Origin of the sequence: Sphaerochaeta sp. UBA5849 (genome assembly GCA_002432715.1) — a bacterium.
Taxonomy (GTDB): Bacteria; Spirochaetota; Spirochaetia; order Sphaerochaetales; family Sphaerochaetaceae; genus Sphaerochaeta.
In genome coordinates this window covers 39,041-58,935 of the sequence record DJGJ01000037.1, presented here as the reverse complement: position 1 = coordinate 58,935, position 19,895 = coordinate 39,041, and the positions used below count along the sequence as shown (strand labels likewise).

Here is a 19,895-nt window from a genome sequence, read left to right as displayed (position 1 = left end):
TCAAAGCGGCTTGATGCTCAGGTTCTCTCCCTCAAGACCGATTTTCACTCCTTGGGAAGTGAGTTGGATGCGCGCCGGATGGGCGAGCATCCATTTGTTCTGCTTGAACAGCAACCTGTCCTCGTCGGTGTTCTCCCTATACCGGCCTTCTTCACCCAATGGCTCATTCGTACCCTTTGGAAGGACAATGATGGATTTGAAGCCCTCCTGGTGCACGCACAGCGGAGCCAGGTGCAGCACCTTGGCCTTGATGAGTGCAACCGAGCCCTTGGGAAAGTAAAAGAGTTCCGCTGCATTGGTGTGGACTGAATTGAAGTCCTTCAGCTGGGTGAAAGGAGTCAGAAACTGCAGGCAGTCGGTCACTGCGATGAAAAGCTCAGGGCTCTTGTGGTACTCTGCGCCGTTGATCGATCTGTTGCGTCCGTTGCAGTACCCCACCTGGATTTCCTCTCCTTCAAAGTACGCTGACAGGCACTTGGCTTCATCGAGCACTTCCAACTCCGGCAGTGAAGCGACATAGATGTTTCCCTCTTGGGGAATGGCGGTAAGTCTTTGTGCTGTTTCAAGTAGGTCGTCAACCTTCAGGTTTGGCAGCAAGGTCCCGTACTGGGTGAATCGTGAGGAGTCGATGCGATGGATCATGAAATGGGGATTCGCACTGATCAATGCATGGGGAATGTGATAGAAAGCTGATTGCATGGTTTACCTCGTACCTATCAACATGAAGATTCCAGTCAACAAGAGCATGGAGAATACGATAAGGGAGAACTTGCGCTCATCGACTTTGTTGTGCACCCGTTCTCCGATGACCACCCCCGCAACAATGAAGGGTATGAGCAGGGCCGTCGTTTTCAGGGTGTTTTGGTCGAGAGAGCCCTCGCCAAGGTATGTTGCAATGATGATGGTGTTGAGCGTGGCCCACAACAGGCAGAGCGTAGCCCTGAAGGAACCCTTGTCCGGCAGGGCGCGGGTGGCATACAGCACCACCAAGGGTCCGCCGGAGGAGAAAAGGCCATGTACAACTCCTCCCAGGACAAGCAGCGCGTAGTAGGGCAGGGCCCGCTTTCCTTGAGGAATGCCACCCTGTTCCTGTTTGCGCACAAGCCGGTACAGCTGGCTGACTGAGACAAGAACGATGAATACGGCCAGAATCATCGAGAGAGAAGAAGTGTCCTGGCTGCGGAAGAGATACATGCCGAAGGGAAGACCGGCAAGCATGCAAGCTGTGATGACGGCATATTGCTTGAAGTCAATCCTGCGAACATTCCGTACAGCCAGATACAAGGCCAGCAACCATGCGAGGATGGTAATGACTTTCACCGCAGTCTTCACCCCGAGCAGGGCGCTGACAAACGGCATGGCAAGGACTGCGCATCCGAACCCGGTCACAGCTTCCAGGGCATGGGTGATCAGGACGACCACGCCGCTTGCAAGAACCGCACTCACCGCTTTGCCTCGATGATTCGGTGAAGGTCCTCTCTGGAAAGCGATGGTTTCTGGTTGAGCAGCTTTGGATCGTCGAGGCAGCGGTCAAAGACCGAGGGGTCTCTGAGCTCGACGCCGATGTCGGCGAACCTGGTTGGAATACCAAGATCCTGCATCAAAGTGGCGATGTCGCCTCTCAGAGCGGCAATGGCTTGCCCGGTGCTGAGGGCGGGGTGGAAATGCTTGCCGATCCTGGCCAGCTCTGTTCGATTCGTCTCATCCTGCGCCGCCCGGTCGAAGATTTCCAGCAACGTGAAGGCGCATGCAAGGCCATGGGGAACATGCCAATCCTCACTGAGGACAAAGGAGATGGCATGGCCGGCGGCAGTCCCGGTGATGTTGAAGGCGATTCCGGCTTTTGTGGATGCCGTAAGCATTGCCTGGGAGAGTTCCCGTCTTTCCGGGCTCTGCCCCTTGATAGCCTTATACAGCTTTGGAAGTGTTTCCAGGATATCGATGGCGGCTTGGCGGGCTATCGTTCTGGTGATGGGAGTGCTGTTCTTGTTCCAGATTGACTCCAAGGCATGGTCCAGGGCATCCAGGCCGGTGGCTGCACAAAGTGAAGGTGGAACAGTATCGAGCAGGGATGCGACCAAAACTGCGGCATGGGCGGTCATCAGAGGAGAGCCAAGGGTGTACTTCCTTCCGGTTTCGGCGGTGTAGACCCCCACCTTGGTGACTTCCGAGCCGGTGCCGGCGGTGGTGGGGATCAGGACCAGCGGCTTTGAACGTTCGGTGATGTGCCGCTTCGGTTTGTTTGTGAGGTACTCATCAAGGCTTCCCCCGTTGGCGGCGAGCATGGCAAGCGCCTTGGCCGAGTCGAGGGTGCTGCCACCGCCGATGCCCAGTACGACATCGCACGATGCAAACCGCGGATCCTCATACATGCGCATGATATCCACGGAACGGGGATTCGGCTGGATCTCATTGAAGATCCTGACTTGGGCACAGCCGGCCAATTCCTCCAGCAGGGTGTCCTTGCCAGGAATCGGGGCGCCGTCGATGACTGCGCAGACGGTGAGCCCGTCTTCCTTGTTTGCCGAAAACTGGAGAATCTGTGCAAGGGTTTTCCCACTCAGATTGGCAAAGCTGAGGATATGAACCGAGCTTGCCAAGCTTTCGATCATTTGAGATTCTCCTCTTCGATGGCCTGCACCTGTGCGAAGGCATTGGTCAAGAAGTCCTTCTTGAACTCCATCTTCTGGGTGAAGCCCATGGCAAGCCATGCATCGACGATTTGCTTGCCGACAAAGGGTGCGGTGATCCAGCCTCCGAGGGTGATGACGTTTGCATTGTTCACGATCTTGGCCCGTTCTGCACTGAAAATGTCATCCACCACGCATGCATAGATGCCTTTGTGCTTGTTTGCCACGATGGCCATTCCCTGGCCGGTGCCGCAGATCAGGATTCCTTTCTCGGCCTTTCCCTCCTGGATCGCCTTTGCCACCTTGGGAGCCTGAATGAAATAGGGTTGTGGTGCGTTCTCGCTCTCGATGCCGAAATCGAGGACGGTGTATCCGCTTTCTTTCAGATGTTCAGCCAACTCCTTCTTGAGGGGAAACCCGCTGAGATCGCTTGCTATTGCTATGGTCATGCATTCCTCCTTGCGCTCTGTACCAATGCCAGAGCCTTGCGTGTGATTTCTTGTGCAGTGAGACGGTAGTGCTCAGCCAGCCAAGATTGCGTACCAACCTGGCCGAATTCATCGTGGATGCCCACCATCGCCATCGGTGTGGGATGGGTTTGTGAAAGCAAGTTTGCAACTGCAGAGCCCAAGCCTCCTGCTGTCTGATGATTCTCGGCCGTTACGATGCAGCCGGTTTTCTTTGCATAGGAGAGGACGAGCTCCTCATCCAAGGGCTTGACGGTGTGCATGTCGATAACCGCTGCATCCAGGCCTTCCTGCTTGAGAAGCTCTCGTGCCTTGATCGCTTCACCAACCATGATGGCTCCGAGGGCGATGATGGTGACATCCCGCCCGTCGCTGAGCACCTTGCCCTTGCCCAAGGTGAAGGATTCACCTGCTTCATACAGGGCAGGGACTGCTTTGCGGTGGAGGCGCATGTAGGTGCACCCTTGGTGGGCGGCACACGCTTTGACCAATGCCTTCAGGCTCACCGGGTCGGACGGCTCGATGATGTACAGGCCCGGAATCATGCGCATCAGGCCGATATCCTCAAAGGGCATGTGCGTTCCCCCGTTGAAGGCGGCGCTGATGCCGGGGTCGGTTCCCACCAGCTTCACGTTCAATTTTGCATAGTTGGCCGAGATGAAGAACTGGTCGAATACCCGTCTGGAGGCAAAACAGCCGAAGGTGGCTGCGAAGGGAATCTTCCCTGCTGCGCTCAGACCGGCGCTCACTCCGACGAGGTTCGCCTCGGCGACACCGACGTCGACAGCGCGTTCAGGGAACATCTGCTTGAAAGCCATGGTCCCGCTTGCCCGCATCAAATCAGCTTCGACCACCATGATCCGGTCATCTGCTTGTGCAAGCTCGATAAGGGTATCGCAGTAGACTGCGCGCATCTCTTTGGTTTCCATCATCTCCTCCTCATCCCAGCTCGGCAATCGCCGCTTTGGCGGTTTGCAGATCGAAGTTCATATTGTGGTTGGTCACCTTGTTTTCGCAGAAGGAGGCTCCCTTTCCCTTGATGGTATCCAAGATGATCATCGCAGGTTTATCCGATTGCTCTTTTGCCTTCTGGATGGCTGCATCCATCGCTGCAAGATCATGGCCGTCAACGCGCTGGGTGAACCAACCGAAGCTCTTCCATTTCATTTCGATGTCGCCGAGGCTCATGATGTCATCGGTAAGGCCGTCGATCTGCATTTTGTTGTAGTCGGTGAAGGCGATGAGGTGTGCAAGCTTGTAATGGGCGGCAAAAAAGGCAGCCTCCCAGTTTTGTCCTTCCTGACTCTCCCCGTCGCCGATGACGGCATAGACATAGCGGTCCTTTTTATCGATTTTCCCTGCATAGGCAAGACCGCAGGCGGCTGACAGGCCCTGGCCGAGAGAGCCTGTGGTCATGTCGATTCCCGCTGTCTTGGTCCGGTCGCAGTGGCTGGGAAGGTTGGTTCCTCCCTGGTTGAGTGTATCCAGCTCTGCAAGGGGGAAGAATCCCTTGAGCGCCAGCGTTGCGTACAACGCCGGTCCTGCATGTCCTTTGGATAAGACCAGCAGGTCCCGGTCTTCCCAATGGGGATTGGCCGCGTCCACACGCATGACCTTTCCGTACAGCAGAGCCAGCAGGTCTGCGATTGAAAGAGCGCCTCCGATGTGTCCGACACCGAGATTTCCAATCGTATACAGGGTTTTCTTGCGGATTTCCTTGGCAAAATCCGACAGTTGCCGCAGTTGTTGCGAGGTGAGCATGAAGGTACCTCTCTTTTAGTTACTTAGTGAAAGTAAATATATTGCATTCCTTCTTGCTTGTAAAGCCACTTCTTGTGGATTTTTTTCATCGATGGGATTAGACTGGTCGCACAAGGGAGGGTGCAATGCAAGGAAATCCACTGAGGGCATCAGATCTACGAGTCCATAATCAGAATATGGTGCTCTCCCTCATCCATGCTTCCAGGGATGCGGGCATCAGCCAATCGGAGGTGGTGCAAAAAACCGGGTTGAAAGCTCCGACCATTTTTCGCATCTTCACCTCCTTGGAAGAAGAAGGCTTGATTGTCCCCGCCCAGGGCAATGCAGAGGAGATCGTGGCAAAGAAGGGAAGGAGACCGGTTCTGTATGTGGTATCCAAGCATGCCCGGTATACCATCGGTCTTGAATTTTGGACCGCCTTTCTCTCCCTTGGCGTCTTCGACTTCCAAGGGGAACGCATATATTCGGTAATGCACCCGCTTTCCGAATCTGTGCAGGCGGGCCAGGTCATCGACCTCATCGTAGACGAGATTCATCGGATACTGGACGAACTCTCCATTCCCAAGCAGAAGATCATCGGGGTGGGGGTGGCAGCCCCCGGCCAGGTCGACCTCGCCCGCAAGCGGGTGCGCTACTATCCCCGTATCGAGGGTATGAAGGATATTGCCTTGGTCGATGAGCTTTCGAGGCGGCTCGGACTTGCGGTAATGATCCACAACAACTGCAGCGCCCTTGCTTTCAGCGAGTACCGCTACGGCGGATTCGACCACCAGGGCAGCATGTTCACCTTCCTGCTCAGGACCGGCGTGAATGGTGCCTTCGTGCATGACGATGAGATTTACATAAACAGCCAGAACCAGACGATCGAGTGCGGCCACATCCCGATTGACAGTGACGGGCCCCGATGCAGTTGCGGCAGCCGCGGCTGCCTGCAGGCGTATCTGCAGGACCTGGACCCGAATTCCGTAGAGCTCAGGCTCGCTCTGTTCGAAGGGCTTGAAGAGAAACTCCAAAACGGTGATGGGGTGGCAAAGCGGACCATCGAACGGGCTGCCGGGTACCTGGTCATCGCAATGAAGGTTCTCACCCGTCTGCTGGCTCCGAAATCCTTCCTGTTTGTAGGGTGTTGTGAAACCATCGCCCAGGCCTTGCGTGAACACGTTGAACACCTGCTGAGCGAACCTGATGCATTCTGCTCGGAAACCCCGCAGATTTTCGCTACCGCCTATGACCCGTTGCTTGCCCAAAAGGGGGCGAGCGATTTGGTGCTCCAAGAGTATTTCCGCTGAAAAACGAAAGTTTTCATTGACGAAACAACTATTGTAGTATTTACTTACTTATGGAAAGTAACTATATAGGGTGAAGCTTGGCCTTCCCCTTTTCCATCCATAAGGAGTCAAGCGTGAAACATCCCGTAAAGATAGCAGTAGTATGCCTTGCAAGAAAAACCTATGACTATGAGGCGGCAGGGGAGCTTTATTCCAAGATCCGTCAGGATCTCAAGAAGATCGAGGCGGTCCAGTGGTGCTTTGTCGATGAGCTGGTGATCAGCCAGGAAGACGGCATGGCTGCTGCCGCCAAGTTGGCAGGCGAGCATGTGGATGGCTTGATCTGCATTTCCGGGACATTCCATCTCGGACATCTGATTCTGATGCTCAAGCGTGAGCTTTCGGTTCCTGTCCTCCTGTGGGGCCTGCCCGAACTGCCGTACAACGGGGGAAAGATTCGGCTCAATTCGGTATGCGGAGTGAATCTCAATGCATCCAACCTCTACAAGAGTGGTTTTAACGATTATTCAGTCATCATCCAACATGCGGTTGACGAGGATTGGATCGACGCCCTGAGGGTGATCAAGGCGATGAAGGGCGCGAAGATCGGCATCATCGGGTATCGCGCTGATGGGTTTTTCAATGTCGGGGTGCAGGACAACCTGCTTTTCGGACAGACAGGCGCCTTGGTCGATCATTATGAGCTCTCCGATGTGCACAACTATGAGGTGCATGCCGAGGAGGTTGCACAGCGGCGCAAGCAGCTTGAGGCGACCTTCGATGTCTCCACCCTGTCCGAATACCAGCTGGACAAGGTGTCTCAGCTCTCTGCAAAACTTGATGCCTTCTACCATGCAAACGGACTCAGTGCCCTGGCAATCCGCTGTTGGCCGGAGTTCGCCCGCGATTTCGGGGTTTCTCCCTGTGCCGCGATGTCGTTGCTGCAATCGGAAGGCCTCATCCTGGCCTGCGAAGGGGACATCGACGGCGCTCTTTCCATGATCGCCCACAAGGCCCTTGGTGCTGAAACCCCCTTCCTCTTCGACTTCTCGCAAGTGGATTTCGAACAGGATTTCGCTCTCTTCTGGCATTGCGGGGTGGCCCCCTGCAACCTCTGGGATGGTGTCTGCAACCGAAGTCTTGACACCTATTTTGCCGGTGGCAAGGGTGTGACCGCTGATTTTGTACTCAAGAGTGGAGAGCTCTCGGTACTTCGCATTGATTCGGCCCGAGGTGGATACAGGATGTTCCTGCAGAAGGCGAAAGCCATACCCATGGAGAAGCTGCTCAAGGGTACGTATATGAAGGTGGTATTCGATCGGCCGGTCAGGGAGGTGTTGAACCTGGTGCTGGACAACGGACTCGCCCACCACTCGTCGGTGGTGTACGGCTCCTACATCCGCCCCTTGGAATTCGTTGCCAAAATCAAGGGATGGCAGGTAATCCAGTAGCAACGTATTTGTTTTCGACACATTACTATACAAACTTTTTGCCTGTAAGGCGAAAATAGGATACAAAGGAGATAACTATGTTGAAAAAATCAAGATTACTTGCTCTTCTGCTGATGCTTTGCCTGGTCTTCCCGCTTGTTGCCCAGGGACAAGTCGAGAGTGCGCCGGCCAAAGAGATTGAACTGCGCTGGGCGAGCATTTGGGTCGGAAACGACAGCAAGGCCCCTGCCGTTGAAGCCTTGGTGGCTGAGTACAACGCCAAGAATGCAGGAAAGATCAAGGTGGTGATTGAACCGCAGCCCGACTACAACGCCTACGAGCAGAAAGTGCGAACCAGCCTTGCTGCAGGACAGGCTCCGGCGGACATCTTTACGATCAAGTTCAATCCGACCACAGCGACCTTCTATCAGAGCAACCTGCTCATGGATTTCGCAAAGGTGATGGACCCTTCTTGGAAACAGACCTTCGATGCCGGCTCACTCGAGCAATCGACCGTTGACGGCATGCTCAAGTCCCTGCCGATGGAGACTGCAATCCTGCCCATCTGGTACAACATGGATGCATTCAAAAAAGTCGGTATCACCGAGCTTCCGACCACCCTTGAGGGAATGTTTGCTGCATTTGACAAGCTGAAGGCTGCCGGCATCACCCCGACCAGCCAGATGACCGGTGACACCAATGCTTGGACTTCCATGATCTGGTTCAGCCATTTCGCCGTGTCATTGGGTGGAACCAATGTATGGGAAAAAAGCTTCACCGATCCAGCCTTCGTCGAAGCAGCCAAGCTGACCAAGCGCATGATCACCGAATACTCCACCAGCGATGCAGTCGGCTTGGGTGCCGGCGGCAGCGGCGGCCACTTCCTCGCCGGCCGTACTGCAGTCTTCTCCAACGGGCCTTGGTATGCCGGTCGTGCAGACCTTGCAGCAACCCCGTTCTTCAACTCCATCAAGATTGCGGGCCTTCCCCCCGCCGGTTCGACCAAGGATTTCATGATCAGCCGCCTGCAGGCCAACATCTGTGCAGCCTCCTCCAAGGATAAGGCTCGTGAAGCGGCTATTGTCGACTTCCTGAAGTTCTTGACCAGCGCTCCCTCCATCTCCAAGCTTGCCGAGACCAGTGGTGCAATGTTCGCCATCAAGACCGACTACCGCCCCACGAAGCCTCTGCAGAAGCAATTCTATGATGTAGCTGCTGCTGCTGCCAAGACCACAGCTTTCGACCTCGAAGCCGCCCTTGGATCCGAAGCGACGCTTGAGTTTGCCCAGCAACTCGGGGCCCTTGCCCTCGGACGCATCAGTGCAGAAGAGTTCTGCGCCTTGGTCGACCGCAAAATTGAACGCTAGAAAATTGGTGTGCTGCCGTCGTCCTGACGGCAGCATGGATTTGTAATCAGGAGCATCGCATGCAAGCAGTTGGTACACACCGTAGTCGGGTCTGGACAGCAAGAGTTCTGTTTTTGCTTCCGGTCTCCGTTCTCTTCTTTTTCTTTTTCATCTATCCGTTTCTCTTCACCATCTACACGAGTTTCACCAGTTGGAGAGGGATCGGGTCGATGAAATTCAACGGCCTGGCCAACTATGCCAAGCTCCTTGGAGACCCCACCTTTCGGAAAGCCTTGGGAAACAACGTTGTGTGGGCGCTTTCCCAAGGGTTCATCCAAGTTCCGCTTGCCTGTTTGATAGCCATGATCCTGGTGCGCAAACCTCGTTTCTGGCGCTCACTGAGAACCATCTACTACCTTCCCAATGTCATTTCCACCGTCGCACTGGCGATGGTCTGGGTCGCCATTTACAACGTAGAGGGGCCCTTGAATGCAATTCTGGGCGCCTTGTTCGGCGCTGAGAAGCGCAACTGGTTGGGCAACCCCGATACCGCTCTCTTCGCGGTCATCTTCCAGACGGTCATCTATATCGGTTACTTTATGATCATTCTGCTGGCATCGGCTATGAACATTCCCCGTTCCCTGTATGAGGCGGCCGAGATCGACGGGGCCTCCACCTTCCAGCAGGAGTTGAGTATCACCCTTCCCATGCTGCGCGGCAGCCTCATCACCACGATGACCCTTGCAATGGCCTACGGCATGCGCCACTTTGAATCGACCTTCTTGATGACCGGAGGCGGTCCTGCATATGCGACCACCACCATGGGCATCGACCTCTACCTGAAAATGGATGCCTTGCGGTACAGCGAGGCAAGTACTGCAGGCGTGTTCCTCATACTCATGGGAACGGTGGTGATCACCGTTCTTCGCAAGATCTTCGGTTCTTCGGACCCGATGAGCGAAATGGCACAGTAGGAGAAGACGATGAAGCACACCTATACACCCGCTCAGATCATCGCCAATTTCCTCAAATGGATCTTGCTGCTCTCCCTGCTTGCCGTGGCCCTGCTGCCCCTTCTCTGGCTGCTGGTCAGCTCCCTGAGGACGAACCTGGAGTTGCAGACCAACCCCTTCGGCTGGCCGGAGAAAATGCAATGGGTCAACTATACGAAGGCCCTTGCCATGGCAAGCCTGCCCAGACTGTTGCTCAACTCCGCAGTGGTGGCTGCAAGCAGCGTCATCCTCAACAGCGCCGTCACCGCCATGGCCTCCTTCATCCTCGCCCGTGAACGATTTCGGGGGCGGGATGTGCTGTACACCTTGTTTACTGCCGGGGTCCTTGTTCCCGTCATCTCCTTCATGGTTCCCTACTTCTCTCTCATCACCAAGAGCGGGCTGTACAACACCTTGCTTGCACTGGTGCTTGTCTATACGGCAGTGAATATTCCTGTTTCGATCTTTCTGGTCACCGCCTTCATGAAGTCGATCCCCCGGGAGCTGGAAGAGGCGAGTGTCATCGACGGCTGCGGCTTTTTCAAGCGGTTCTCGGTCATTATTCTCCCGCTCTCCCGTTCCGGTCTTGTCACTGCGGCAACCTTCTGCTTCATCTACAGCTGGAATGAGTTTCTGATGGCGATGCTGCTTACCTCCTCGATCGAGTCGAGGACCATCCAGCTTGGCATCAAGTTTTTCACCAGCCAATTCATCACCGACTATGCAAGCATGTATGCAGCGGTGATCATCACCATTATTCCCAGCATCGTCGGATATGTGTTCCTCCATGACAAGATCATCGGCGGCTTGACCGCCGGCGGGGTGAAGGGGTAGGCATGATCAGCTTTTCCAGACAAAACGGCAAACTCTCGGTTTTTTACAATCAGCTCAAGATTCTCGAACACAGCGAAAGTTCTCCAATGATTATGCTCAAGCACGGCAAGGAGAGCGTGGACATGTACCGGGGCAACTTTTTCATCAGTGATGAAATTGATGAGACCTTGCCGCTTGTTTCCTATCTGCTCGGCGAGTCGTACAGCGAAGGCAGGGGTGTTTCCAATCTCACCTTCAGCGCAGAGGGAAAGACGTTCAGCCTCGAGTTGAGTGAGCGGGACGGGAGGCTTCACCTGTGTTTCTCACCCCTTCCAGAGCCCTACAACCGACTCTTCATCCGCCTGTATGCCGACCCGCTCGAGTGTGTATGGGGGTGCGGGGAGCAGTTCTCCCACTTCAACCTCAGGGGGAAAAAATACCCCCTGTGGACCCAGGAACAGGGAGTGGGCAGGAACAAGGAGACTGAAATCACACAAATCGCCGACCGTCTGGACCGTGCCGGCGGCGACTACCACACCACCTTCTACCCCCAGCCCACCTTCGTCTCAAGCAGGCGCTACTTTGTGCATGCCGATACCTATGGGTATGCGGATTTCGATTTCTCCAATCCGTCATACCATGAACTGCAGTTCTGGGACGTTCCTGCCAGCATTGTTCTTTCCGGCAAACCGAGCTTGCTGGAAGTGGTAAAGGATGTCTCCCGTTTCCTTGGGAGGCAGCAAACCCTTCCAGAGTGGGTGTACGACGGTATCATCTTGGGCATGCAGGGTGGAACCAGCACCTGTCTTCAGAAGCTTGAGCGTGTGCAAGAGTCCGGAATGAAGGTGGCAGGCTTGTGGATCCAGGACTGGGAAGGGGAGAAGTACACCAGTTTCGGCAAGCGCCTGCGATGGAACTGGCAGTGGGACCAGAACCTCTATCCCGGTCTGGATGCCGAGATAGTACGACTGCGACAGCGCGGGGTGCGGGTGTTGGGATACATCAATCCCTACGTGCTTGTCGATCATCCGCTCTACGAAGAAGCCGCGCGACTTGACTTGTTGGGAAAGCGAGGGGACGGCTCGGTGTATCTGGTGGATTTTGGCGAGTTCGATGCGGCCATCGTCGACTTCACCAAGAGTGAGGCAGTAACCTGGTACAAGCAGGTGATCAAGAAAGAACTCATTGATTTCGGCCTGTCCGGCTGGATGGCCGATTTTGGGGAGTACCTGCCCACGGATGTCGTGCTCGCCGGAGGAAAGCCGGCGATGCTCGAGCACAACAGGTGGCCGGGCTACTGGGCCGAGATCAACAAGGAAGCCATTGAGGAGGCCGGCAAGCAGGACGATATTTTCTTCTTCATGCGCGCCGGTTGCGCCCAGAGCCTCAAATCGTGCCGGATGATGTGGGCGGGGGACCAGAATGTGGATTGGTCGGAGGACGACGGTCTTCCTTCCGTCCTCACGGCAACCCTCTCCCTGGCGATGAGCGGCATGGGGCTCAATCACAGCGATATCGGAGGGTACACCACCTTGTATGGTATGAAACGCAGCAAGGAGCTCTTGATCAGGTGGGCGGAACAGGCTGCCTTCACCCCCTTGATGCGCACGCACGAGGGAAACCGACCCAAGGACAACTGGCAGTTCGACAGCGACCAACAGACCATCGATGCAATAGCCTACATGACCGATGTGCATGTGCAGCTCAAGCCGTATCTGATGCATCTGGTCGCCGAGAATGCACAAGAGGGCATCCCGGTGGTCAGGCCGATATTCCTGCACTACGAACTTGAGCCTTTTTTGAGTGTGAAGGACTCCTATCTTTTGGGGCGGGACCTCTTTGTGGCTCCCATCCTTGAACAAGGAGCAGTGAGGCGTGAGGTGCTGCTTCCCGATGATGATTGGGTGCACCTGTTTACCAAGGTCGAGTACCGGGGAGGGAGACACACTCTTGAAGCGCCGTTGCTTCGCCCTGCAGTATTCTACCGAAAGGCCAGCAGTTTCGCTCCTCTCTTTGCATCGATTCAGTAGAGGAAGGGAGCAGCTTCCCTCAGCGTAGCCTTGGGGATGAAGAGCTCGATGATGTTCACGCTCTCTTTCTTCACTACAGATAAGATGGTGGACAGCGTTCCCTTGGCAATAGAGTAGATTCCTGATGGTTTTTCACCTGTCTTTGCAGGCAGGTTGCCTTCCTGGAAGGCCTCGCGGTCCTTTGCACTTGCGCTGAAGGTGGAGAAGTCCCACAGAGAAACATCGTATGAGGCTTCAAGAACATCTTCTTCTCTGTCTTTCAAGCGGTGGAAAAAGTCGATGCCGGTGACTTCCTCCACCTCGTCGACACTCACGGCAAACGCTTGCAGATCCTTTTTGGAACCCTCGTTGGGAAGCAAAAAGCCGATGGCTTTATACTCCGGCTCCTGATAATCCAGAACCACCTTGTAGTAGGCGTTGGGAACTGAAACCTGGTTCTTTCCTATCGTCTTGTACGGGCCGTCGGTAAGGACAGGTCCGGTGACTACATACACAGCCCCTTCCGTGTCGGCAAAATTGCGTACCGTTGCTTCCAGCTTGCTCCAGATGCCGCGGTTGAATGTACCTGCCTGCGGGCTCATGTTGCTCAGGAAGAAGGAAGCACTCATTGCCTCCTGTGACCAGGAAAGGTCGGCTGCCGGGATGAGGTGGCCGCGGTCGTAGCCGCTGCTGCGGTAATCGTCCAAGGCAGCCGATCCGGTGGGAATGGAGGGGTCGGCCCTGAAGTCATCGCCCCTTTCTTGGCTGCCGTACAGTTCCTCGCGGCTCAGGTGGTAGGCCACCCAACGTGCTTGTTCATGCTCTTCATCGTAGAGAAGGGTGTAGCCTGGATGGCGCACCACCAGTTCCCCCTTCTGATACAGGGGGAGCTCCAAATCCTGGACATAGGCGGATGATGGTTGGGCCACCGGCGCAAAGACCAAGGTGAGGATCCATAGGACGATGAGGATGGCAAGCAGTATGAGCAGCCGCTTGCCGCGCTTCTTCGCCTTTCCTGCTTGTTTCTGCAGCCGGTTTGTCTTTTTCTGTTTTGCCATCGATGCTTCTCCTGAAAAACCTGAGTATACCCGGGCTCCGAAGGTATGAAAACCTGCCGTCCTCAGCAAAGGAACCAAATACTTGGAGAGAGGTTACGAACGGACGATGGTAATCGTCCCTTGCTTGGGTATTCTCTTTGCGGGGTAGTCTCCCTTGGGATGCCCTACAGCCAGGGTGCCGGTCACGCGGTAGCCTTGGGGAATGCCGAATTGAGTCAGCTTCGTATCGAGCTCATGATTGCCGTTGATGCGGTTGCACCAGACCGAACCAAGTCCAAGGGCATGGGCGGCCTGCATCATGTTGGTCAGGGCGCATGCGGTGTCTTCCTTCTCGTAGGCATTGCCTTCCTGGATGGAGACAAGGATCAGGGTGGGGGCGTTGTAGAAGAAGCTGTCGCCTTTTCCAACCACCAGTTCGTCGAGCATTTTCAGTTTGCCTGGATCCTGCAATGCGGTGAAGTGCCAGGGTTCCTGGTTTCTTCCATTCGGTGCAAGAATCGCTGCCTGTACAATCAAATCCAGATCCTCATCGCTGATCTGCTTGTCGGTAAAAGTACGAACGCTGCGCCTGCTCAGCAGGCTTTCGATAATGCTGTTCATGTGCTGCCTCCTCATCCCATGGTACCCCTTCCCAGAAAGCCTTCCAATAGGGTAATGTAGAGGCTCATGAAATACCTCACCCAGCTTGCAATCATCTTTGGCCTTTGTTTGGTGGGAGACTTGATTTCCTCGCTCCTTCCGTTTGCGTTTCCCGGCAGCGTCGTAAGCATGCTGCTGATTCTCCTTCTGCTCTCAACCAACCTTATGAAGGAGCAATCGCTGGGGGAGAGCGCGGATTTCATGCTGTGCAACATGACCTTCTTCTTCATCCCTCCCGGGGTGAGCATCATCCGCTACATGGATATCATCAACAGCATCTGGTGGCAGTTGCTGGTCGTCAATATCGTCAGTGTCATCACCTGTTTCGCCGCTGCGAGCTGGACTGTGGTGCTCGTAAGCCGTGCACAAAAGGCGCTGCAAAGGAGGAGGCATGCTTGAGATTCTCAGCTCCCCTTTGTTCGGGATATCCCTTTCGATCGTCGCCTTCAGAATCGGCATGTGGGTGAATCGAAAGCTGAAAACTCCGTTGGCCAATCCCCTGATCATCGCCATGCTGCTGGTCGTCGGCACTCTGGCTGTGTTCGATATCCCCGTGGAGGCGTATGAGGAGGGTTCCTCGTTCATCCTCATGTTCCTCTCTCCGGTAACCGCAGTGCTGGCACTGACCATTTATCGTCAGCGCAAGACCCTGATGAGCAATTTTTTTCCAGTCCTGCTGGGTACGCTTGCAGGCTCGCTTGCCGCCCTGGCCACCATCCGAGGCAGCTGCTACCTTCTGGGCCTGGACCGAACCATCCTCGCCAGCCTGCTTTCCAAATCGGTGACCACCCCGGTGGCTATCGCGCTTACCGAGCAGTTCGGCGGCATTCCGGCTCTGACCATCGCCTCGACGATCATCACCGGTCTTGCGGGAAACCTGCTTGCACCGGTGCTTCCCAAGCTGTTTCATATCAAGGACCCGGTTGCCCACGGGGTGGGCATCGGATCGTGCAGCCATGCCTTGGGCACAAGCAAAGCCCTCGAAATCGGTGAGATCGAGGGCGCCATGAGTTCTATTTCCATCAGCTTGTCAGCGATTTGGACTGTTTTGCTTGCTCCGCTTTTCTTCTAACTTGATCAGGTTCTGCATCGGGACGAATCCTTCACCGAGTGCTTGGTATGTCTCATGTACGAACATGAATGCCTTGGGGTCCTCCTGATGGACGATCTGGGTGAGGTGGTTGATCTGCTGATTGTGCACCACTGCAAGCAGTATGGTCCTCTCACGTCCGGTGAATATGCCCACTCCGCTGATCAACGTTCCTCCATGGTGAAGTTCGGTGATGATGCGCTTTCCGATGGCTTCGTGGTGCTCGCTGACGATGTAGGCGGTCTTGGCGTACTTGGTGCCGAGGTTCATGACGACAAAGTTGACCATCTGACCTGAGAGGTAGAGGGTGATGACGGCAAAGAGCGCCCGTTCAAGGCCGAACACCATCGCACCAAACACGATCACCGAGGCATCGCACAAAAACAGTGCGGTTCCCAGCGGCAGGGGAGTGAAGCGCGCGAGAATCTGGGCAAGGATGTCAGTCCCGCCGGTATTGGCTCCCGAGCGCATGACGATGCCGATTCCGCTTCCCAGCAATACTCCTCCGAATATGGCCGAAAGCAGTGTGTCCATTCGGTCGATATAGGGAAGAAATCCATTATAATCGGTAAGCTGGCCGAAGAGGCTGACCCAGATGCTGAGAAACAACGTTCCTGCAAGGCTTCTCACCCCGTAGGTCTTGCCAAAGATTGACATGCCGACCAGAAAAAGCGGTACGCTGATGCAAAGCATGACAAACCCGGTATCCCAGCCTGTGAGGTGGTAGATGATGGTCGCCACCCCGTTGACGCCTCCGCTGGCGATTTTGGCCGGGGTAATGAAGACGGCGATGGCAAAGCCAGCCAGAGCAGTCCCTCCAACAAGATAGAGCGCCTCGAGGACGAGGCGCTTGTGATTGATATCAGTCATACATCCTCCCCTGAAGGGAAGTATTCATCAATGGACGTATCGTTGCAAGGTCCTGCGTACTGCACCCTTGCCTTCTATGAGACTGGTGAAGTAGGAAAGAACCAGGTCGGCAAGTCCAACCTCCAGCAAATCTACACCGAAAATCGTAGCATCGGAGAGCAGCCCCTTCAGCTGGTCCATACTCGGCTTGTCCCCGATCTTGATGTCCTTCACATAGGCCTGTGCCTCTTGCAGTCTTGGATCGGGACTGGGAGTGAAGCTGTTCAGCTCATCGTCGATGGCCATCAGGTAGCGCAGCCAGCCGGCGAATACCAGCGGGATGAGTTTCAGGTTCTTCACGTCAAGCTTCGGATCGGCAACATACGCCTTGATAGTCTCCCCGAATCGGATGGCAAGCTTCTGGGAAGTATCGGTTGCGATGCGCTGCGGGGTGTCGGGCATGAACGGGTTGGGGAAACGCTTTTCCAAAACCTCGCTGATGAAATCCTTGGGGTTGAGAATCTTGGGATCGACAACCACAGGCATTCCTTCGGTGTAGCCGATGCCTTCCACCAGCTTCTTGAGCTCGACGTCCTGCATCTCCTCGCTGATCAGGGTGTGGCCCAAGAGGCAGCCATAAATTGCAAGGGCGGTGTGCAATGGATTCAAACAGGTCGTCACCTTCATCCGCTCCACCTTGTTGACGGTGTCACGGTCGGTGAAGTAGACGCCTGCCTCCTGGAGGGGAGGTCTTCCATTGGGGAACAGGTCCTCGATCACCAAATACTGTGATTGCTCGGCGTTGACGAAGGATGCGGTATAGGTGTTCTTGTCGGTGACAACAAGGTTGGTATCCTCAAAGCCGTCGGCCTTGAGCATCGCCTCGACCTTTGCATCGGGACGCGGGGTGATTTTGTCGATCATCGACCAGGGGAAGGCTACATCGTTGTCCAGATATGCACAGAAGCCCTTTTCAACCAGGCCTTTCTGCTCCCAGGTGCGGGCGATGTCGATTACTGCTTCGTAGAGCTTTTGGCCGTTGTGCGAGCAGTTGTCCATGCTCACCAAGGCAAGCTTGCCGGCCTTCGCCTGATACCGCTTGTAGACCAAGGCGGTGAGCTTGGAGAGGAACATGGTCGGCTTTGCAGGGCCGTTTGCCAAATCCTCGACGATCTGGGGATAATATTCCCCGTTGCCGCCCTTCAGCGAGTAACCTTTCTCGGTGATGGTGAAGCTCACCATCTGCAGGCTGGGCTTGGTGAAGGTTTCGGTGAAGAACTTCCACTCTTGCTCAAACCGGGGATCGCACTTGTAGGCGTAGGCCACCGATGCAATGACTTCCTTGTCGATCGAGCCGTCGCTCTTGAGTGTCACCATGAGCGTGAGATTGTCGTGCTTGGCGTATACCTTGTCGATGATCTGGTAATCGAAGCCTTCTCCGACGATGATGCCCGCCTTGCTCAGACCCCTGTTGAGCAGCTGCTGCTGCAGAGCAGCCGGAAACACCCTGAAGATGTTGCCGGCACCGAAGTGAACCCAAATTGGATTCTCCTTCGTATTGTGCTGCATGGCACCGCGGTCAAAGGAGGGGAGGATATACCCCTTTGCTTCCCATTTGCTTCTTTCTTGCAATCCTGTATCGGTAAGTTTCATCTGTGACTCCTAGTGGTTGACAACCCGTAGCTGCAGGCCGCTGTAACTGTTCTCATGCTTGAAATACGAGGGATAGCGCCCGACCATGCTTTCAGTCTCCTGCAAAAGCTTGGACAAGTGCTTGTCCTCGAGGCTGAGCATCACATCCAACTGCTTGGACTTGAGGGCTTCAACCATGTTCTGGTGCTGTTCGATAATATTGGAAAGGGCATTCTTTTCATAGAAGGAGAGGAGACGGATGCGGTGATGGTTGCCGCCCTGTGCTTTGATGATCGACCAGATCCGCTGCAATCCGATGGCAGAGAAGATGGTGGAATGGAATCGATCATCCTCTTCCAGGAAGGTGATGAAGTCATTGTTCTTCATCGCCTCAATCTGGCTCTCGATTGCCTTTTCCATTGCACTAAAATGCTCGCTCCTTCCCTGGTAGATGAACTTTTTCACGGCGCTTTCTTCCAAGCTCTTGCGTAAAAAGCGTTCCTCTTCCACCTGCTTGAGGTTGATCAGGGAGACCCTGGTTCCCTTCTGGGGGAAGATGTCGACCAGATTATCGCCGGAGAGGCGCATCAATGCATCACGAACGGGAGAGCGGCTGACTTGCAGCTGCGTTGAAAGCAGCTGCAGATTCAGTTCCTCGCCAGGTTTGAACCGAAGGGATAAGATTTCCGAACGGAGGGTCTGGTAGATCTCTTCCGATGCGGTAACTCGAACTATCGTCGTCATCTTACTTCCTCTGCTCGTTTTTCTGGATGGCTTCATACAAGCCGAGGATGTAGGAAGCTCCCAAAGCACGATCGTACAAGCCGTATCCGGGCATTGCCACCTCTCCCCAGATCATTCTTCCGTGATCGGGGCGGGCGGGTCCTTCGAAGCCGGTTTCGTGCAAGGCCTTTACGATTTCATACAGATCGAACGAACCGTCGCTGGACAGGTGGGCCGCTTCTTCGAATACGCCGCTCTCGAAGTGGTGGAGGTTGCGGATGTGTGCGAAGTGAATCCGGCCTGGAAGGGCGCGGATGATGCCCGGCAAATCGTTCTTCGGATTGGTGCCGAAGGAGCCTGCACAGAAGGTGAGTCCGTTGAACGGGGCATCCACAGCCTTCATGACCTTCAGGATCTTCTCCTTGCTGGTGATGATGCGCGGCAGTCCGAATACAGGCCATGCCGGATCGTCGGGGTGGATTGCCATCTTGATGCCCCACTTTTCACAGGTCGGCTGGATGGCCTTGAGGAAGTAGACCAGGTTGTCGAACAGCTTCTCCTCGGTGACATCCTTGTATGCCTCGAACAGATCCTTCACCTTTGCAAGGCGCTCGGGTTCCCAACCGGGCATCTTGAAGCCCTGCGCGCTTGAGTTGGTCTGGTTGAAGAAGACCTCGGGATCGATTGCATCGACTACTTTCTGGTCGTAGGCAAGGACGGTCGAGCCGTCTGCGCGCTTCTTGAACAGGTCGGTGCGGGTCCAGTCGAAGACCGGCATGAAGTTGTAGCAAACAGTGGTGATGCCCTCTTTGCCCAAATTTTCCAGCGTCTCGATGTAGTTTGCGATGTACTGTTCGCGGTCGGGACTGCCGATCTTGATGGAGTCGTGGATATTGACACTTTCGATGCCAAGCACCTTCAGGCCTGAGGCCTCGACTTCGGCTTTGAGCGCCTGGATGCGCTGAAGCGGCCAGAGCTGGCCGGCAGGAATATCGTACAGGGTGGTGATTACTCCCTCTACGCCGGGAATCTGTCTGATTTTTTCCAAAGAAACGGTATCGTGCTTTGAGCCGAACCAACGAAGTGACATGTGGATCATGGTGAGTGCCTCCAAATCAGGGTTATGCTAATACTCTAGCATACTAATATATTAGTTGCAAGAGGACAGGCATTTTCCCCTGCGATTTG

The 19,895-nt window shown here is 55.0% G+C and carries 20 protein-coding genes; 8 read left to right on the top strand and 12 right to left on the bottom strand.

Translation table 11 applies throughout. The features are described from left to right. From B3K89_RS06470 to B3K89_RS06445, 6 genes are read right to left on the bottom strand one after another with little or no spacing between them, the layout of a single operon-like run. Positions 1 to 699: a DUF4867 family protein gene (locus B3K89_RS06470; protein ID WP_293891668.1), complete on the bottom strand. Its 699-nt coding sequence runs from the start codon at positions 697 to 699 to the stop codon at positions 1 to 3. 3 nt (positions 700 to 702) lie between these two features. Further along, on the bottom strand, positions 703 to 1,446 hold the full coding sequence (locus B3K89_RS06465; RefSeq protein WP_293891671.1) for a sulfite exporter TauE/SafE family protein: 744 nt from the start codon (positions 1,444 to 1,446) through the stop codon (positions 703 to 705). Further along, on the bottom strand, positions 1,443 to 2,612 hold the full coding sequence (locus B3K89_RS06460) for an iron-containing alcohol dehydrogenase (RefSeq protein WP_293891674.1): 1,170 nt from the start codon (positions 2,610 to 2,612) through the stop codon (positions 1,443 to 1,445). Before B3K89_RS06460 ends, B3K89_RS06465 begins: the two co-directional genes overlap by 4 nt. Further along, a complete protein-coding gene (locus B3K89_RS06455; RefSeq protein WP_293891677.1) occupies positions 2,609 to 3,079 on the bottom strand; it encodes an RpiB/LacA/LacB family sugar-phosphate isomerase in 471 nt (156 codons plus the stop codon). The genes B3K89_RS06460 and B3K89_RS06455 overlap by 4 nt, the downstream gene beginning before the upstream one ends. Continuing rightward, on the bottom strand, positions 3,076 to 4,026 hold the full coding sequence (locus tag B3K89_RS06450) for a transketolase family protein (RefSeq protein ID WP_293891680.1): 951 nt from the start codon (positions 4,024 to 4,026) through the stop codon (positions 3,076 to 3,078). The genes B3K89_RS06455 and B3K89_RS06450 overlap by 4 nt, the downstream gene beginning before the upstream one ends. A 10-nt stretch (positions 4,027 to 4,036) precedes the next feature. Then, the gene (locus B3K89_RS06445) at positions 4,037 to 4,858 is read right to left on the bottom strand and encodes a transketolase (RefSeq protein ID WP_293891683.1); all 822 of its coding nucleotides are present in this window, start codon (positions 4,856 to 4,858) and stop codon (positions 4,037 to 4,039) included. A gap of 125 nt (positions 4,859 to 4,983) precedes the next feature. Here B3K89_RS06445 and B3K89_RS06440 point away from each other — a divergent pair, with 125 nt between their 5' ends. From B3K89_RS06440 to B3K89_RS06415, 6 genes are all read left to right on the top strand, one after another. Beyond that, a complete protein-coding gene (locus B3K89_RS06440; RefSeq protein ID WP_293891686.1) occupies positions 4,984 to 6,147 on the top strand; it encodes an ROK family transcriptional regulator in 1,164 nt (387 codons plus the stop codon). Between the two features lie 113 nt (positions 6,148 to 6,260). Further along, on the top strand, positions 6,261 to 7,577 hold the full coding sequence (locus B3K89_RS06435) for an L-fucose/L-arabinose isomerase family protein (protein WP_293891689.1): 1,317 nt from the start codon (positions 6,261 to 6,263) through the stop codon (positions 7,575 to 7,577). Between the two features lie 77 nt (positions 7,578 to 7,654). Beyond that, on the top strand, positions 7,655 to 8,923 hold the full coding sequence (locus B3K89_RS06430; RefSeq protein ID WP_293891692.1) for an ABC transporter substrate-binding protein: 1,269 nt from the start codon (positions 7,655 to 7,657) through the stop codon (positions 8,921 to 8,923). A gap of 59 nt (positions 8,924 to 8,982) precedes the next feature. Continuing rightward, positions 8,983 to 9,876 carry a sugar ABC transporter permease gene (locus B3K89_RS06425; RefSeq protein WP_345907197.1) on the top strand — a complete coding sequence of 298 codons (894 nt, stop codon included), beginning with the start codon at positions 8,983 to 8,985 and terminating at the stop codon, positions 9,874 to 9,876. A gap of 9 nt (positions 9,877 to 9,885) precedes the next feature. Next, a complete protein-coding gene (locus tag B3K89_RS06420; protein WP_293891698.1) occupies positions 9,886 to 10,728 on the top strand; it encodes a carbohydrate ABC transporter permease in 843 nt (280 codons plus the stop codon). Positions 10,729 to 10,730: 2 nt separating this feature from the next. Then, on the top strand, positions 10,731 to 12,737 hold the full coding sequence (locus B3K89_RS06415) for an alpha-glucosidase (RefSeq protein WP_293891701.1): 2,007 nt from the start codon (positions 10,731 to 10,733) through the stop codon (positions 12,735 to 12,737). Here B3K89_RS06415 and B3K89_RS06410 read toward each other — a convergent pair. Together B3K89_RS06410 and B3K89_RS06405 are read right to left on the bottom strand one after the other, a co-directional pair. Continuing rightward, entirely contained in the window at positions 12,731 to 13,774 is a 1,044-nt protein-coding gene (locus B3K89_RS06410; protein WP_293891704.1) for a DNA/RNA non-specific endonuclease, read from the bottom strand. The genes B3K89_RS06415 and B3K89_RS06410 overlap by 7 nt on opposite strands. Positions 13,775 to 13,867: 93 nt before the next feature. Further along, positions 13,868 to 14,374, bottom strand: coding sequence for a nitroreductase family protein (locus tag B3K89_RS06405; protein ID WP_298503502.1), 507 nt, complete (start codon positions 14,372 to 14,374; stop codon positions 13,868 to 13,870). Between the two features lie 66 nt (positions 14,375 to 14,440). On the opposite strand from B3K89_RS06405, the gene B3K89_RS06400 reads away from it, so the two are divergent. Both B3K89_RS06400 and B3K89_RS06395 read left to right on the top strand, forming a co-directional pair. Next, on the top strand, positions 14,441 to 14,812 hold the full coding sequence (locus B3K89_RS06400; RefSeq protein WP_293891710.1) for a CidA/LrgA family protein: 372 nt from the start codon (positions 14,441 to 14,443) through the stop codon (positions 14,810 to 14,812). Continuing rightward, positions 14,805 to 15,485 carry an LrgB family protein gene (locus B3K89_RS06395; RefSeq protein ID WP_293891713.1) on the top strand — a complete coding sequence of 227 codons (681 nt, stop codon included), beginning with the start codon at positions 14,805 to 14,807 and terminating at the stop codon, positions 15,483 to 15,485. Before B3K89_RS06400 ends, B3K89_RS06395 begins: the two co-directional genes overlap by 8 nt. On the opposite strand, the gene B3K89_RS06390 is transcribed toward B3K89_RS06395, so the two are convergent. The 4 genes from B3K89_RS06390 to uxuA are packed head-to-tail and all read right to left on the bottom strand — an operon-like array spanning position 15,444 to position 19,803. Next, entirely contained in the window at positions 15,444 to 16,373 is a 930-nt protein-coding gene (locus B3K89_RS06390; RefSeq protein ID WP_293909824.1) for a YitT family protein, read from the bottom strand. The genes B3K89_RS06395 and B3K89_RS06390 overlap by 42 nt on opposite strands. Positions 16,374 to 16,400: 27 nt before the next feature. Beyond that, positions 16,401 to 18,005, bottom strand: coding sequence for a mannitol dehydrogenase family protein (locus B3K89_RS06385; RefSeq protein WP_293891719.1), 1,605 nt, complete (start codon positions 18,003 to 18,005; stop codon positions 16,401 to 16,403). Positions 18,006 to 18,014: 9 nt separating this feature from the next. After that, on the bottom strand, positions 18,015 to 18,728 hold the full coding sequence (locus tag B3K89_RS06380; protein ID WP_293891722.1) for a GntR family transcriptional regulator: 714 nt from the start codon (positions 18,726 to 18,728) through the stop codon (positions 18,015 to 18,017). Position 18,729: 1 nt separating this feature from the next. Then, positions 18,730 to 19,803 (bottom strand): mannonate dehydratase, encoded by a 1,074-nt coding sequence (uxuA, locus tag B3K89_RS06375; RefSeq protein WP_293891890.1) that lies wholly within the window; start codon positions 19,801 to 19,803, stop codon positions 18,730 to 18,732. Between the last annotated feature and the right edge of the window lie 92 nt (positions 19,804 to 19,895).